The organism is Alkalibacterium subtropicum (assembly GCF_900112455.1).
In the GTDB taxonomy this organism is placed as follows: domain Bacteria; phylum Bacillota; class Bacilli; order Lactobacillales; family Carnobacteriaceae_A; genus Alkalibacterium; species Alkalibacterium subtropicum.
On sequence record NZ_FOLT01000001.1, the window covers coordinates 329,519 to 342,295 of the forward strand.

Here is a 12,777-nt window from a genome sequence, read left to right on the forward strand (position 1 = left end):
GCATTAATATAACTTACTTTAACTTCCCCAGCGCCACATCGTTATCAAAAGAATTAAAGTTAAACACTACTTTTCCAATGACTTTTATACTGTCCAACTCGTCGAGAGTTAACTCTTTTTTAAAATCAAAATAGGAGGAAGTAGATTTGAGTATGAAAGTGTCGTTGCTTTTAGTTACTCGAACAGTCATTTCTTTTTCAGAGGTTAGACCATTGGACTCAATCGTAATGAAATCGCCGTCCTGTAATGTACTCCAGAAGTCAGGCTTAATGTTAGTGTCAACTGCTATGAGTGATCCATTTGAAAAGTAAGGATTATCATCGGTTGTTGTTACTTCCAAAAGTATTAAATCATCTATGTTCAATTTAGGTGTATTGATAATTAAGTGCATATTGGGCCTCCTGATTACCAAAATAGCTCCGAATTTTTATCATAACTATAATAGCTCTGCTTTTTTTCGATCGAAATCTTCTTGATCAATTATACCGGCATCTAATAATTCCTTATATTCTTTCAATTCTTCTACTACACTCTTTTCGTTCGGCTTTTTGTCCGGGCTAATTTTTTCTTCTTCGTATGCTGCTATCATATCTAAGTAACTTAAAGTTTCTTGCGCATCCTCAGCTAGCTTTTTATAATCTTTTGAGTCTTTTTTCATTTTTTTCTTTACTAACGGTATGATTATAGAGGGGTTATCAGGATTATTTACAGAGATAACTATTTTCATCTCCGTAACAAAATTTTTACTTTTCTTCTTTCCAGTTAGTCCCCCAAGGATCATCCCAACACCACTGAAAAGTACTCCACCCACAACTGCACGACCTAAGCTCACGCCGCCTTTAGTAACAGATTCACCATCTTCGATTAATTCATAAGAAAGTAACTCGGAATACTTAAATGTTTTGTTCGATGTTTTAACCGTAGTCCATTGTTTTGAGTCGTCATCAATAATCAAGTGTTTTGTGCGTTTAGTAGGTCTGAATTTATTCTTTTCTCCGATAACAAACGCCTCAACAGTTTGTTTGTTGTACTTTTCAAAGAAAACTTTTTCTTCAACACTTAACGTCTCTTCATTTTTTATTTTCTTTTTTATGTTGCTATTTTTTTCAGATTCATCTAATGCAACTTTAGCTTTATCTTTTAAATCGTTAGCTTTACCTTTTAACTCATCTAAAAAACCCATCAATCTTCATCCTTTCTTTTACAACAATATTTCCGACAATTCCAACGGCACCCCATATTCATTCAATAATTCGATTGTGGTTTCTGGCAACTTCCCTTGTTCTTCTATATATAAGTTCATACACATAACAGCCGCAAACTTATTGGCTTCTTGTTCCATTTTAGATCGAGAAAGATAATTTAAAGTATAATAGCTACTGATTTCATCGTGTTCTAAGGCATGATGTAGTTCGTGAGCCGCAACAAAATACTTTTCTGGACTATCTTCTAAATCCGCTTTCAAATAAATAGTAGGAGTATCGAAGCTTTTCATATAAAGCCCCAACGACTTGTTTTCGCTTTTGAAAGGTGAGTATTCGAGTTCGATGCCTTTCATTTCAATTATTTTGAATGGATCCATTGTTTTATACTCTGACATAATTTCCTCTAACAGTTCAGTTATTCTTTCATTCATTAGTATCACGAACTTTTTTCTTTTGGAGTTTCCTCCATAGAGACGCCCGCAATACCTGACGAACATCCTCCCTTTCTTCCTCGTTCAGTTCTTCTCCACCAAAGGTCATTTTTGCATTTTCATCTAAAATTTTCTCTATCTCTATAACATCTTCTTGGGTTGCCCAGGAGGGAATATCGCTTCCTAAAATATAATCTGTAGAAACTTGGAAATGATCGGACAGCTTTTTTATTATTTCAATATCTGGCTCATTTCTGTTGTTTTCAAAATGGGAATATGCTGCTCTAGACACTCCAATTGATTTAGCTACATCTTCTTGGGTTTGTTGTTTTGTTTTTCTTAAAGACTTTAATCTTTCACCTATCAAGATGGTCACCGCCTTAGGGATATGATAACAAAGAAACGATACAAAAAGTATCTAAAAAGAAAAAAGATACAAAAAATATCACTTAACGCTTTACGATACATTTTGTATCGTGTAGTATGTGTTTATAAGATACAAATTGTATCAAACAAAAAGAAAGGAGTGCTGATATGGAAAAGCGAAATAACTTAGTTAATGAACGGAATAAATTAAATCTAACCCAAAAAGAAGTAGCTGAAAGAATTGGTATATCAGAGGTTATGGTAAGGAAGTTAGAAGCGGGGAACAGAAATCCTAGTTCGGAGACAGCAAAAAAGATTGCGATTTTTTATAAAAAAGAGTTAGATTATTTATTTCCTGATATTTTTTTAATTAACTTTGATACAAAACATACCAAAAGTTAACCTTGAAGATATTTTATAAGAAATCGTTACGTACTATCTACAAACCAAATACGAAATCGAAGGAGGCAGTCAAATGAATTCACGAGTAATCAATCAGGAGTTAAGAGAAGCAACAGAACGTAAGGGAATCACACAAGTTAAATTAGCCAGGGGTACTTTTAGGGCAAAAACGACATTAAATGGGTACTTCAGAGGGGAACCTACACCAGTAGATGCTATGAAGGACATAGCTAATTACATGAACGATTCACTATTCAGTCAGGAAATGTCATTTAGAGTATTCAAACAGATCCCACCTATGCAGTCAGATGTGTTTCAGGACAGTCCGCATACATTAGACATGATCGAGTTATTCGAAACAGGTGAAAGACAAATAAGAAAGAATAAAGCAATGATGGCGCTGGCTAAAAGAGAAGCAGCAATGACTGAAGAGGATAAAGAAGCAATTAATGATTATGTGATGAACTATCTAGATGAAATATTTATTGAAACGCGATGTGTTGAGTCGATATTGGAAAGAATAAATTTGTCTTTAATGGATGCAGTCATTAAAAGAACTCCGTACTGGAGAAAACAAAACTATTTGAGAGGGGAATAAATAAATGCTGGCAATGATGACACAAACGCAAACAATCGAATCAAGAGAAGTAGCACGTATGGTTGAAAAAGAACACAGAGATTTATTGAGAGACATTAGGAAATACAGTGAATATTTAGCCGAGAGCAAAATTGCGCTGGGGGATTTCTTTATTCAGACAACTTATACAGATGCTAATAATCAAGAACGTCCTTGTTACTTAATCACTAAACAAGGCTGTGAAATGGTAGCGAATAAGTTGACTGGCAAAAAAGGCGTGATCTTTACTGCAAGATATGTAAAAAAATTTAATCAAATGGAACAGAGTCAAAGCAGCTACATGATCGATGATCCAATCAAACGAGCAGAACGATGGATTGAAGAACAAAGACAAATGAAGTTCCTTGCTGAGCAAAACGAAGTGAAGGACCAGTTGATTGCTGAATACGAACCGAAGATCAGTTATTTAGACACCATCTTAGAATCAAAAGGCTTATTAGCCACTAGTCAGATAGCTGCAGACTATGGTATGACAGCTCAAGCGCTCAATAAGATTCTTCATGAAGACAGAGTGCAGCATAAAGTTGGCGGCCAATGGATCTTATACAAGAACCACATGAACAAAGGGTATACAAAATCTCAAACGATTAATATTACACGTACTGATGGCAGCCCTGATACAAAGATGAACACGAAATGGACTCAAAAAGGCCGATTATTTATTCATGAGATTTTAGAAGACAGAGGCATTGCAGCATTGATGGACATTGAGGAGTGATCACATGCCAGTAGAAACAGCACCAATAAAAAAGAAGCTTTATACGGTAAAAGAAGCTGCAGCAGCTTTGAATACAACGCCTGGAGAAGTTTACAAACAAATAAGAGAAGGTAATCTCCGGTTTATGCTTTTACCTAATTATAAAATTTCCGACAGGGAATTAGATGACTTTATTGAAAGAAACCAGACCACGAGGAAGGAGGTAGACAGATGACTGACGATGAAAAAGCAAAAATCATACTTGAAGGGTTAGAAACCTATCTGCAAATAGATTGGGCATTCGAGAAGTTTTACATCAAAGGAATAAAAATTGGATTGAAAAAGATAGAGAGGAAGGAAGCCAATGAGAAGAAGAAAAGTTGAAATAGCCCTGATCGCTATAGGATTGATATTAACTATTCTGGCCAGAGACTATGCAGTGAATCAACGTCTAGCGATGGGATTAACTCCAAGCTGGGGCGGAGAGTTCTTCATCATCCCATTAATAATGGTAGCTTACTTCACATTTAAAGCAGATTGGAGTGTTGAATGATGACAGGAATCGTTAAAAATGAAGTGCGCTATGTACTGATTAATCATGCCTTTGAGGACTGGAAACGAATCATGTCTAACGGATTAACAGCCAAGCAGGCAAGAGAAGATATTGAACGAGATTATAAACTGATGGAAAGAGAAAAAATCGTTTTACGCAACATGATATTGGAAGATCTAGAAACGAAAGTTGGGCAATGATATGAAACAACAAATAGAAGAGCGGATGAAGGAATCTGATCGTGATGAATATATGCTTCAGACTATTGGAGAAATGGAAGAGATTGCTGAAAAAGAAGGTCATCTTAAGATAGCTGAATGTTTTGTATGGGTCAATCAACTTTATAACCGTTTAGACGAAGCTCAAGCCAGGATTGAGGAATTGAAAGAAGACAGAGAATACTACGAAGAACGTTGCAGGGATGAAGGAATCTATTAAAAAAGACACCTCTGGCAAGGTGTCTAAGAAAAACTATCTATCAACATTATAACAGATTTTAGGAGGATTAACATGCAAACTATTGACACTAGAAGTATGACGCATAGGGACTGGTTGGAACAGCGAAGGTCAGGCATAGGTGGATCAGATGTCGCTACCATCTTGGGACTGAATAAATATAACTCTCCTTATCAGCTATGGCTCGATAAAACAGGACAAGTTGAAATTGACGATTCTGATGTAAGTGATGCTGCTCATTTTGGGAACATTTTGGAAGAAGTTGTCGCTAAGGAATTTACAGAACGCACGGGTAAAAAAGTTAGAAGAGCCAATAGAATGTTTTTACATCCGGACTATCCCTTCTTAACGGCAAATATAGACAGGGATATAGTAGGAGAGGATGCCATTCTGGAGTGTAAAACAGCTTCTATGTACCTGGCTGACCGCTGGGAAGGAGAAGAGATACCGGAACAATATATCTGTCAGGTACAGCATTACATGAATGTTCTAGATAGAGACTATGCTTATATCGCTGTTCTGATCGGAGGACAGAAATTTGTCTGGAAGAAGATTGAACGTGACCAAGAACTGATCGATATCATCCAGAAACAATTAGTTGAGTTTTGGGAAGTAAATGTTAAACAAATGATTCCTCCTGCGATTGATGGAAGTCAGTCAACCGAAGACTACATTAAGGAACGGTATGCAAAATCTGAGCCGGGAAAAGAAATAGCTCTTAAGAAAGATATTGATGACCTCTTAGATCAGAGAGAAGAACTACAAGAAACAAAGAAAGTAGTTGAGACCTCAATTAAAGAGATAGACAACATGATCAAAGTTCAACTAGGAGATCAAGAGGCAGAGGTAGGAATAGCTCCTCGCCACATTGTGACTTGGAGACCTATTGAAAGTACGCGAATTGATTCAAAACGAATTAAAAAAGAAGCGCCTGAACTGTTTGATAAATATAGCAAGGTGTCATCTTATAAAAAATTTACCATAAAGGAGATTAAATAATCATGGCGACTAATTCAAGTTTAAAAAATCAAATATCTAAATCCAACGGAAATAACCAGGTGAGTAATGCTAAGCAAATGACATTGAAGTCTTTATTAAGCTCTCCTGCTGTTCAAAAAAGATTTGAGGCAGTATTGGAAGAAAAAGCAAGCGGCTTTACTACTTCATTACTCAATATGGTTAATGGCGATCCTAACTTAGCCGAGGCTCAACCTATGAGTATCATAACGAGTGCAATGGTAGCTGCAACGCTCGATTTACCGATTGATAAAAATTTAGGATATGCCTATATCGTACCTTTTAGAGATTGGAAAAAGGGGAATGAGAAGGTTGCTCAATTTCAATTGGGGTATAAAGGCTACATTCAATTGGCTCAACGTAGTGGACAGTATATGGCTTTAAATGTAACTGAAGTGTATGAGGGAGAATTAAAATCTTGGAACAGACTGACAGAAGAATTTGAGTTCGATCCAGAAGGAAAAGAATCAGATGAAGTTATTGGATACGTGGCGTATTTCAGACTAGTCAATGGTTTTGAGAAGACGGTTTACTGGACGAAGCAACAAGTAGAGATGCACAGAGTCAAACATAATAAATCAAAGAATAAAGAACAGCTAACAGGTGTGTGGAAATCTGACTATGACGCAATGGCTCAAAAAACGGTCCTGAAGAGCATGTTATCCAAGTGGGGTATTCTATCTATCGAAATGCAAAAAGCTGTTACAACTGACGAAACAGTCCAAGAGATGGACGAAAAAGGCGAATTGAAGCAGGCAGAGATGATTGAAGACGACGAGCCTGTTAAACACATTGAGGAATCAAGCGATAAAGAATCAGAAGATGAACTGACTGAATTGTTTAAAGACGGAACTATAACACCAAGTGAGTAACGGGAGGAGGCTTAGCCTCCTTCTAAATATTAGGAAGGGGGATCAGCGTGAATAATGGTTATATTAAGTTTTATAGAAAAATAACTAAGTCATTTGTTTGGACTGATCCTTATACGTTTAAATTATGGACTCTTTGTCTACTTAAAGCAGCTCATAAAGATAATAAATTTCTATTTAATGGAGAAGAAATAACGGTGAACAGCGGTCAATTCGTCACCGGGCGCGCCGCTATAACAAAAGAACTTAATGAAGGAGCCAAGAGTGAACATCGCATGACAGAGGCAAGTGTATGGAGAAGGCTAAAAAAATTCGAAAAAGAAGAAATGTTGAACATCGATTCAACCACGAAATACAGCGTCATAACAATAAAAAACTGGCATGACTATCAAGTGAGTGAACAACAAGTGAACAGCGACCGAACAGCGACCGAACAGCGGGTGAACACAAACAAGAATGAAAAGAACTTAAAGAATGAAAAGAATTACATCAACAACAACACACCGGCTAGATTTTATGAATCGAATGGATATGGATCAATTGCTTCTCTAACCATTCAGAAGATTGATGGCTGGGTAGAGGATATATCTAAAACAGGTACATCTGAAGAAGAAGCTAACGAGATTATTATCAAAGCCATGGAATTTGGAGTCGTACACAACAAGCGGACCTGGAGCTATGTCAATCGTATCTTAGTCAATTGGGAGAACAGAGGTCTGAATACCTTAGAAAAGATAGAAGCTGCTGAAGCTGAAAGAAATGCTAAGCAAGAAACTAAACCAGCGAAAAAGAAAAGCTGGAATAAAAACACTCACACCAGATCCGAATCGTTACCGAAATGGGCGAGAGATGGTTACGAGCCCGTGAAAGATACACCACTATCAGCTGATGAAAAAGAAGAAATGCAGAGACGGATAGCTGAGTTTAGAGCGATGAAGCCAGGAAAAGGATGAGAGAAGCGAAAGGAGAAAGCCAATGATGTACCTGGTATTAGGAATCTATATTGGAACTTATATTGGGGTTGGAGTCATGTGTCTGATGCAGGCAGGAAAGGAAGATAGGGAATGAACAGCGAAGAGTTCACTAAAGTAGTTTTGAACGGCGCAAAAACAAAAAAGCAGCAGCTTGAAGTTATGAAAGAATTAATCAAACGAGGATATAAATGGGCATGCAGGGAAGAAAACACTGTTTATTTTTACTCAATGAAACCGAAAAAATATCGTGATTTCGGATGGGGGTATAGGGAAGAAGACGTAAATAAAAGTGCAGCTTTGCCGGCTTATCCAATCGAAATGGAAAACGATTTGATAGAAAATACTAGTCGTTATCCTTACGAAACAGCTCTACTAATTAAGAAAATGGAAGGAGCAGAAGAATGAATGAGAAAGAATGGAAAAAAGTAGTAGAAAGAGGGTCAGTAGTTCCGCCTTATTATGAACCTGCGCACTCAGCGCAAAGTGTGTATTGGACAGGTGAGATTGAAGGAGAGCATCACGAAGAGTATCTAGGTGAAATGCCTCAGACTTATTATGACAAAAGATACGTTGATTGGTTTTACTACACATTCACAGCGCTAGAACCAGATCCAGATGAGATAGGAATGTATATATACAGAAGAACAGATGAGGACGAAGGAGTATTTGAATTTGACGAGTGGTACTCAACATATATCGAAAACACCTCACATTGGAAGACTGAAAAAGAGTTTATGAAAGGAGCAGACGAATGAATAAACAAGATGAATTGATGGCTCTAGCAATAAGTAAATTAAATAAAATACTGCAGGGCGAAAAGGTAGAACGTGTGCAGATTGATGCAGAGGATAATATGGCATACGACGGGACATATAGCTTTGATGTACATGTCGTTTATAAACCACTTCCGTTTGAATATGAAAAAGCGGATGAGGAGGCAACGAAAAAATGAATAAACGAAAGAAGAAAAAAGCAGTCAAACAAGCATTGGATCATATAAAAAGTAATGAAATGACAAAACACGACTGGACAGTCTTAAACACGATTGGCAAACACGAGGTCAGGCGAGAGTATGGTGTCGATCCGCATACTGTAAGAGCGATGATATATTTAAAAAACACGGATCCGACCAGCGTTGGTCAAATAATCAGAAACATGAAAAGAGCATTAGAAGAAGCGATGGAAAACATTGGAGAAGCATTTATGAGAATGGCTGGAAAGTTAAGGGTGAGTGATGATGACTAAACGAAGCTACAGCGCATTGAAGGCAAAACGCAACGGTGAACGCTTTGAGCATCTTATTGATGTGACCTGTGCACATTACAGTCTAAGAGGATTAGCGCACATCCAGAAGACGCCGGAACCATTGAAGCCAATCAAGGCTATGAATCGATCGAAAGGATTGTATCAGGCAGTCTTTACAAAGAAGGCACAACCAGATTACACGGGCACTTTGCAAAACGGTCAATCGATTGTATTTGAAGCGAAACATACAGAATCAACTAATATCGCCTTCGACCGTATAAACGCAGCGCAAGAAAGAGATTTGAAGTTACATGACCATTTGGGAGCCAGAGCGCTAGTCGTAGTGAGTTTTGCAATGAAAAAATTCTATGCAGTACCATGGCCGTCCTGGGTATATTTGAAAGAAAACAGTGGTAAGAAATCAGTTAATCAAACCGATCTGGTTGATTATGAAATATCAACCGATAAAGGGCTATTGAATCTACTCGGGGGCATAGTTTAGGAGGCGCACATGGATACGTTCACTAATTTTATAAAAAGAGAACCGTACTTAAAAAGTAAGCTGAAAGAAGAAGTGGAAATTGATGGCGTGACACGGTATAAGAACGAGCATGTAGTCTATTTAAACGCTAAAGGTGAATTTGAGGGAAAAATAATCGGGTTTTACGAGGTAAGCGCCTTGGTTAGGGATCAAACGACAAGAGAAATAACGTGTGTTAACTTCAAAAACCTAATAGATCCTGATACAGACAAGCGATATAAAAAAGCTAAAAACAAATACGGTAGACACGGGATGAAACTAACACCGACAATTGAAAGGGTGAAAGTAAAATGATTAACAATGTCACAATAGTGGGGCGTTTAACTAGAGATGCAGAACTCAGATACACCGGATCCGGAATCGCAGTAGCGAGTTTTACAATTGCGGCAGAGAGACCATACACCAATGCACAAGGAGAAAGAGAAACAGACTTCATAAACTGCGTAGTCTGGAAGAAAACAGCCGAAGCCTTATCAAATTATACGAGAAAAGGATCGTTAGTTGGAATAACAGGACGAATCCAAACAAGGAACTATGAAGGTAATGACGGAAAGAGAGTTTACGTAACCGAAGTGGTAGCTGAAAACGTTAAGTTTTTAGAACCAAAGAAAACAAATGAGCATGGTTCAAACGCTCCGGAAGGTAATTATACACCGAAAAACAAAAATAGCTCACAGAGTGAAAATAAGGGTAATAACGGTTATCAGAATTATGATGAAGATCCATTCGAAAATAACAGAGACAGCATCGACATCTCAGATGATGATCTGCCGTTTTGAGGAGTGAATTAATGGATTTATTTAGAAAAGTAGTCGAAGGATTAACAATGATGATTATACTGGGGATGTTTTTTGGACTCTGCTTAGTCATATTAGGACTGATTCTTAGAGGAGTAATAAGCGTGTGGAGTTTTCTCCCAATTTAATATAAAAAAAGACACGTCACTCAAAAAAGCAGCAACGTGTCGACCTAATAAAATTATAACACAAGGAGTGACGTAATGTTCCCAGAAATAGACAACGAGAAGACAAAGGGAAACGTCCATCGCTTATTATCTCATTATCGTTCAATGGCAAGGCTAGCGGATGAAGAGTACACTCCAAAAATAACCGCTACCTTCTCATTGGAACTCAAAGGATCCGGCGGGAAACCGAGTGACCAGGTCGGGAATGCTGTTGCAAGGAAAGTAACGGCAGAAAGAGAGCTATGGAAGATCGGCAGAGCCATGAACAAGCTGAATGCTTATCATCGTCAACTGTTGCATGACAGGTACATAGATAAGCGAGAATTCACCGATGTGATGATTTACATGGATCTAGGGATGAGTAAAAGCACGTATTATAGAGAGCTAGAGAATTCTTTGATAGAATTTGCTGAGAGCTACGATAGTGGGCGTTTGTTGGTAGAAATTGAAGAAGATTGAGGGCAGCACAAGGTAAACCGATAAATTATAATAGTAGTATGGAAAAGTATAGAGCGAGAGAAAAACACCGACAGAAGGCCTCCTGGAAAAACGTTCCTCAGCTTCTATACAAAAAAACCTATTAAAGGGCTGTCCGATTGGGCGGCTCTTTTTTACATATTTTGCAAACTGCACATACCGATCATAGAGTTTCCTCCTTTCTCTTCTCTTGGTATGTGTAGTTTAGAGAATATCATACACGGAAAGAAAGGTGATGGAAAATGGCGAAACTGACAGTTAAACAGCAGCGCTTTGCGGATGAGTACATCATCAGTGGAAATGCGACAGAGGCGGCTAAAAAAGCTGGATACAGTAAGAAGACAGCTCGGTTCATAGGAAATGAAAACTTAACAAAACCTAACATAAAAACCTATATAGATGATCGCTTGAAAGAGTTAGAAGATAAACAAATAGCTAAGCAAGATGAAATCATGAAATACCTAACGTCTATTATGCGAGGAGAGCAGCAAGAACAAGTCCTGCGAGGTATGGGAGAAGGATTCCAGGAGATAGATGATATGGATGTGAGCGCAAAAGATCGGATAAAGGCGGCTGAACTGCTAGGTAAACGCTATGCACTGTGGACAGATAAAACGGAATTATCCGGAGCGGTCGGCATGGTCCAGATAATAGATGATATCCCTGAAGGTGAAGAGAATGCTGGCGACTAGATACAGTCTAACCGACATTATCGCACCTTCTTTTTATAGCATTCATCATTTCTTAAAAAATAAGATATACGATCATTACTGGCTGCAAGGTGGTCGTGGTTCTACCAAATCATCCTTTGCCTCTGTAGAGATTATAACAGGGATGATGAGTGATCCGGATGCCAATGCTGTTGTCCTGAGAAAAGTTAAAGAAACCCTCAGAGAATCTGTATATGAACAGATGTTGTGGGCGATAGACAAGCTAGGTGTTTCTCACTTATGGCATGCCTCGATTAGTCCAATGAATATAACCTATATTCCAACCGGTCAAAAGATCGTATTTAAAGGAGCTGACAACCCTAAGAAAGTTAAAGGTAGTAAATTTAGACGAGGATACGCCAAATTCATCTGGTATGAAGAAGTAGACGAGTTTTCAAGTATGGCTGACATCCGGAATATTAACCAAACGTTAATCAGAGGTGGTAATGATATCCAAGTCATCTATACATACAACCCACCTCAATCTCAAAACAACTGGGTCAATTCCGAGGTTGAATCTCAAAGGCATAGAAGCGATACGTTGGTACATTCCAGCACATACCTAACAGTTCCACCAGAATGGTTAGGTGAGCAGTTTATTAGTGATGCGGAGCATTTAAAAGAAACGAAACCGGAAAAGTATGAGCATGAGTACATGGGGATCGTAACCGGTACAGGTGCAGAGGTCTTTACTAACATTATAAATAGACGGATCAGCGATGATGAAATTAAACGATTCGACAAAATAAGGCGTGGTCTTGACTTTGGTTTTGCAGCAGATCCGCTCCACTACATGGAAAACTACTTGGATAAGGCACGACGGAAGCTATATATCTTCGCAGAAATCCATAAAACCGGCATGAAAAACAAAGCGGCTGTTGATGCGATTAAGAAAATCAATAAAATTAATGGCTGGATCACTGCGGATAGTGCTGAACCAAGAACCATAGCTGAATTCGAAGAGCTAGGATTACGTATCGACCCAGCCAAAAAAGGTCCTGGATCCGTTGAACATGGGATTAAGTTCCTGCAAGACTTGAATGAGATAATCATTGACCCGGAGCGCTGCCCGAATACCTATAGAGAGTTCTCAAGTTATGAAATCGAACGAGACTCCCACGGGAATTTAAAAGGCACGTATCCGGACAAGGATAATCATAGCATTGATACATGCAGATACAGTTTAGAGGATGAAATGAAGCCAAACGGCAAATGGCTATATTAGAGAGGTGA

At 38.2% G+C, this 12,777-nt stretch carries 26 protein-coding genes; 22 read left to right on the forward strand and 4 right to left on the reverse strand.

Translation table 11 applies throughout. The annotated features are described in order from the left end of the window. Positions 1–13 precede the first annotated feature (13 nt). From BM049_RS01600 to BM049_RS01615, 4 genes are read right to left on the reverse strand one after another with little or no spacing between them, the layout of a single operon-like run. Positions 14–391 (reverse strand): S24/S26 family peptidase, encoded by a 378-nt coding sequence (locus BM049_RS01600; protein ID WP_091528115.1) that lies wholly within the window; start codon positions 389–391, stop codon positions 14–16. 45 nt (positions 392–436) lie between these two features. Then, a complete protein-coding gene (locus tag BM049_RS01605; protein ID WP_091528117.1) occupies positions 437–1,183 on the reverse strand; it encodes an SHOCT domain-containing protein in 747 nt (248 codons plus the stop codon). An 18-nt stretch (positions 1,184–1,201) separates the two neighbouring features. Next, entirely contained in the window at positions 1,202–1,600 is a 399-nt protein-coding gene (locus BM049_RS01610; RefSeq protein ID WP_177188547.1) for an ImmA/IrrE family metallo-endopeptidase, read from the reverse strand. Between the two features lie 28 nt (positions 1,601–1,628). After that, entirely contained in the window at positions 1,629–2,012 is a 384-nt protein-coding gene (locus BM049_RS01615; protein WP_091528120.1) for a helix-turn-helix domain-containing protein, read from the reverse strand. 158 nt (positions 2,013–2,170) lie between these two features. Here BM049_RS01615 and BM049_RS01620 point away from each other — a divergent pair, with 158 nt between their 5' ends. The 22 genes from BM049_RS01620 (at position 2,171) to BM049_RS01720 (ending at position 12,769) form a co-directional block, all read left to right on the forward strand. After that, complete coding sequence (locus BM049_RS01620; protein ID WP_091528121.1) at positions 2,171–2,404, forward strand: helix-turn-helix transcriptional regulator; 234 nt, start codon at positions 2,171–2,173, stop codon at positions 2,402–2,404. Positions 2,405–2,477: 73 nt separating this feature from the next. After that, entirely contained in the window at positions 2,478–3,002 is a 525-nt protein-coding gene (locus tag BM049_RS01625; RefSeq protein WP_091528123.1) for a helix-turn-helix domain-containing protein, read from the forward strand. 4 nt (positions 3,003–3,006) lie between these two features. Further along, positions 3,007–3,759 (forward strand): phage regulatory protein/antirepressor Ant, encoded by a 753-nt coding sequence (locus tag BM049_RS01630; RefSeq protein ID WP_091528124.1) that lies wholly within the window; start codon positions 3,007–3,009, stop codon positions 3,757–3,759. 4 nt (positions 3,760–3,763) lie between these two features. Continuing rightward, entirely contained in the window at positions 3,764–3,973 is a 210-nt protein-coding gene (locus BM049_RS01635; RefSeq protein ID WP_091528126.1) for a helix-turn-helix domain-containing protein, read from the forward strand. Then, positions 3,970–4,122, forward strand: a complete 153-nt coding sequence (locus BM049_RS11775) for a hypothetical protein (protein WP_177165438.1) — start codon at positions 3,970–3,972, stop codon at positions 4,120–4,122. Before BM049_RS01635 ends, BM049_RS11775 begins: the two co-directional genes overlap by 4 nt. Continuing rightward, positions 4,103–4,291 carry a hypothetical protein gene (locus tag BM049_RS01640; RefSeq protein ID WP_091487010.1) on the forward strand — a complete coding sequence of 63 codons (189 nt, stop codon included), beginning with the start codon at positions 4,103–4,105 and terminating at the stop codon, positions 4,289–4,291. Before BM049_RS11775 ends, BM049_RS01640 begins: the two co-directional genes overlap by 20 nt. Beyond that, positions 4,288–4,491, forward strand: a complete 204-nt coding sequence (locus tag BM049_RS01645) for a hypothetical protein (protein WP_143079440.1) — start codon at positions 4,288–4,290, stop codon at positions 4,489–4,491. The genes BM049_RS01640 and BM049_RS01645 overlap by 4 nt, the downstream gene beginning before the upstream one ends. A 1-nt stretch (position 4,492) precedes the next feature. Then, complete coding sequence (locus BM049_RS01650) at positions 4,493–4,729, forward strand: hypothetical protein (protein WP_091528129.1); 237 nt, start codon at positions 4,493–4,495, stop codon at positions 4,727–4,729. A gap of 72 nt (positions 4,730–4,801) precedes the next feature. Further along, positions 4,802–5,746 carry a YqaJ viral recombinase family nuclease gene (locus BM049_RS01655; RefSeq protein WP_091528131.1) on the forward strand — a complete coding sequence of 315 codons (945 nt, stop codon included), beginning with the start codon at positions 4,802–4,804 and terminating at the stop codon, positions 5,744–5,746. A gap of 2 nt (positions 5,747–5,748) precedes the next feature. Further along, the gene (locus tag BM049_RS01660) at positions 5,749–6,636 is read left to right on the forward strand and encodes a recombinase RecT (protein WP_091528132.1); all 888 of its coding nucleotides are present in this window, start codon (positions 5,749–5,751) and stop codon (positions 6,634–6,636) included. Positions 6,637–6,683: 47 nt separating this feature from the next. Next, positions 6,684–7,586 carry a DnaD domain-containing protein gene (locus BM049_RS01665; protein ID WP_091528134.1) on the forward strand — a complete coding sequence of 301 codons (903 nt, stop codon included), beginning with the start codon at positions 6,684–6,686 and terminating at the stop codon, positions 7,584–7,586. Between the two features lie 25 nt (positions 7,587–7,611). Beyond that, entirely contained in the window at positions 7,612–7,701 is a 90-nt protein-coding gene (locus BM049_RS12160) for a DUF3789 domain-containing protein (protein ID WP_425426028.1), read from the forward strand. Further along, the gene (locus BM049_RS01675) at positions 7,698–8,012 is read left to right on the forward strand and encodes a hypothetical protein (RefSeq protein WP_091528137.1); all 315 of its coding nucleotides are present in this window, start codon (positions 7,698–7,700) and stop codon (positions 8,010–8,012) included. Before BM049_RS12160 ends, BM049_RS01675 begins: the two co-directional genes overlap by 4 nt. Next, positions 8,009–8,362, forward strand: a complete 354-nt coding sequence (locus BM049_RS01680; protein WP_091528138.1) for a hypothetical protein — start codon at positions 8,009–8,011, stop codon at positions 8,360–8,362. Before BM049_RS01675 ends, BM049_RS01680 begins: the two co-directional genes overlap by 4 nt. After that, positions 8,359–8,559, forward strand: a complete 201-nt coding sequence (locus BM049_RS01685) for a hypothetical protein (protein WP_091528140.1) — start codon at positions 8,359–8,361, stop codon at positions 8,557–8,559. Before BM049_RS01680 ends, BM049_RS01685 begins: the two co-directional genes overlap by 4 nt. Next, positions 8,556–8,852 (forward strand): hypothetical protein, encoded by a 297-nt coding sequence (locus BM049_RS01690; RefSeq protein ID WP_091528141.1) that lies wholly within the window; start codon positions 8,556–8,558, stop codon positions 8,850–8,852. Before BM049_RS01685 ends, BM049_RS01690 begins: the two co-directional genes overlap by 4 nt. Then, positions 8,842–9,354 carry a Holliday junction resolvase RecU gene (locus BM049_RS01695; protein WP_091528143.1) on the forward strand — a complete coding sequence of 171 codons (513 nt, stop codon included), beginning with the start codon at positions 8,842–8,844 and terminating at the stop codon, positions 9,352–9,354. Before BM049_RS01690 ends, BM049_RS01695 begins: the two co-directional genes overlap by 11 nt. Before the next feature lie 9 nt (positions 9,355–9,363). Next, positions 9,364–9,687, forward strand: coding sequence for a hypothetical protein (locus tag BM049_RS01700; RefSeq protein WP_091528144.1), 324 nt, complete (start codon positions 9,364–9,366; stop codon positions 9,685–9,687). Then, positions 9,684–10,172: a single-stranded DNA-binding protein gene (gene ssb, locus BM049_RS01705; RefSeq protein ID WP_091528146.1), complete on the forward strand. Its 489-nt coding sequence runs from the start codon at positions 9,684–9,686 to the stop codon at positions 10,170–10,172. The genes BM049_RS01700 and ssb overlap by 4 nt, the downstream gene beginning before the upstream one ends. Positions 10,173–10,393: 221 nt before the next feature. Next, positions 10,394–10,816 carry an ArpU family phage packaging/lysis transcriptional regulator gene (locus BM049_RS01710; RefSeq protein ID WP_091528147.1) on the forward strand — a complete coding sequence of 141 codons (423 nt, stop codon included), beginning with the start codon at positions 10,394–10,396 and terminating at the stop codon, positions 10,814–10,816. Between the two features lie 260 nt (positions 10,817–11,076). Then, on the forward strand, positions 11,077–11,526 hold the full coding sequence (locus BM049_RS01715) for a terminase small subunit (protein ID WP_091528149.1): 450 nt from the start codon (positions 11,077–11,079) through the stop codon (positions 11,524–11,526). After that, positions 11,513–12,769 carry a PBSX family phage terminase large subunit gene (locus BM049_RS01720; RefSeq protein ID WP_091528150.1) on the forward strand — a complete coding sequence of 419 codons (1,257 nt, stop codon included), beginning with the start codon at positions 11,513–11,515 and terminating at the stop codon, positions 12,767–12,769. Before BM049_RS01715 ends, BM049_RS01720 begins: the two co-directional genes overlap by 14 nt. The last annotated feature ends 8 nt before the right edge of the window (positions 12,770–12,777 follow it).

Bases quoted from the DNA above. Each gene is read 5' to 3' on its own strand.
- BM049_RS01600 (WP_091528115.1), bottom strand. From the start codon at position 391: ATGCACTTAATTATCAATACACCTAAATTGAACATAGATGATTTAATA.
- BM049_RS01605 (WP_091528117.1), bottom strand. From the start codon at position 1,183: ATGGGTTTTTTAGATGAGTTAAAAGGTAAAGCTAACGATTTAAAAGAT.
- BM049_RS01610 (WP_177188547.1), bottom strand. From the start codon at position 1,600: ATGTCAGAGTATAAAACAATGGATCCATTCAAAATAATTGAAATGAAA.
- BM049_RS01620 (WP_091528121.1), top strand. From the start codon at position 2,171: ATGGAAAAGCGAAATAACTTAGTTAATGAACGGAATAAATTAAATCTA.
- BM049_RS01625 (WP_091528123.1), top strand. From the start codon at position 2,478: ATGAATTCACGAGTAATCAATCAGGAGTTAAGAGAAGCAACAGAACGT.
- BM049_RS01630 (WP_091528124.1), top strand. From the start codon at position 3,007: ATGCTGGCAATGATGACACAAACGCAAACAATCGAATCAAGAGAAGTA.
- BM049_RS01635 (WP_091528126.1), top strand. From the start codon at position 3,764: ATGCCAGTAGAAACAGCACCAATAAAAAAGAAGCTTTATACGGTAAAA.
- BM049_RS11775 (WP_177165438.1), top strand. From the start codon at position 3,970: ATGACTGACGATGAAAAAGCAAAAATCATACTTGAAGGGTTAGAAACC.
- BM049_RS01640 (WP_091487010.1), top strand. From the start codon at position 4,103: ATGAGAAGAAGAAAAGTTGAAATAGCCCTGATCGCTATAGGATTGATA.
- BM049_RS01645 (WP_143079440.1), top strand. From the start codon at position 4,288: ATGATGACAGGAATCGTTAAAAATGAAGTGCGCTATGTACTGATTAAT.
- BM049_RS01650 (WP_091528129.1), top strand. From the start codon at position 4,493: ATGAAACAACAAATAGAAGAGCGGATGAAGGAATCTGATCGTGATGAA.
- BM049_RS01655 (WP_091528131.1), top strand. From the start codon at position 4,802: ATGCAAACTATTGACACTAGAAGTATGACGCATAGGGACTGGTTGGAA.
- BM049_RS01660 (WP_091528132.1), top strand. From the start codon at position 5,749: ATGGCGACTAATTCAAGTTTAAAAAATCAAATATCTAAATCCAACGGA.
- BM049_RS12160 (WP_425426028.1), top strand. From the start codon at position 7,612: ATGTACCTGGTATTAGGAATCTATATTGGAACTTATATTGGGGTTGGA.
- BM049_RS01675 (WP_091528137.1), top strand. From the start codon at position 7,698: ATGAACAGCGAAGAGTTCACTAAAGTAGTTTTGAACGGCGCAAAAACA.
- BM049_RS01680 (WP_091528138.1), top strand. From the start codon at position 8,009: ATGAATGAGAAAGAATGGAAAAAAGTAGTAGAAAGAGGGTCAGTAGTT.
- BM049_RS01685 (WP_091528140.1), top strand. From the start codon at position 8,359: ATGAATAAACAAGATGAATTGATGGCTCTAGCAATAAGTAAATTAAAT.
- BM049_RS01690 (WP_091528141.1), top strand. From the start codon at position 8,556: ATGAATAAACGAAAGAAGAAAAAAGCAGTCAAACAAGCATTGGATCAT.
- BM049_RS01695 (WP_091528143.1), top strand. From the start codon at position 8,842: ATGATGACTAAACGAAGCTACAGCGCATTGAAGGCAAAACGCAACGGT.
- BM049_RS01700 (WP_091528144.1), top strand. From the start codon at position 9,364: ATGGATACGTTCACTAATTTTATAAAAAGAGAACCGTACTTAAAAAGT.
- ssb (WP_091528146.1), top strand. From the start codon at position 9,684: ATGATTAACAATGTCACAATAGTGGGGCGTTTAACTAGAGATGCAGAA.
- BM049_RS01710 (WP_091528147.1), top strand. From the start codon at position 10,394: ATGTTCCCAGAAATAGACAACGAGAAGACAAAGGGAAACGTCCATCGC.
- BM049_RS01715 (WP_091528149.1), top strand. From the start codon at position 11,077: ATGGCGAAACTGACAGTTAAACAGCAGCGCTTTGCGGATGAGTACATC.
- BM049_RS01720 (WP_091528150.1), top strand. From the start codon at position 11,513: ATGCTGGCGACTAGATACAGTCTAACCGACATTATCGCACCTTCTTTT.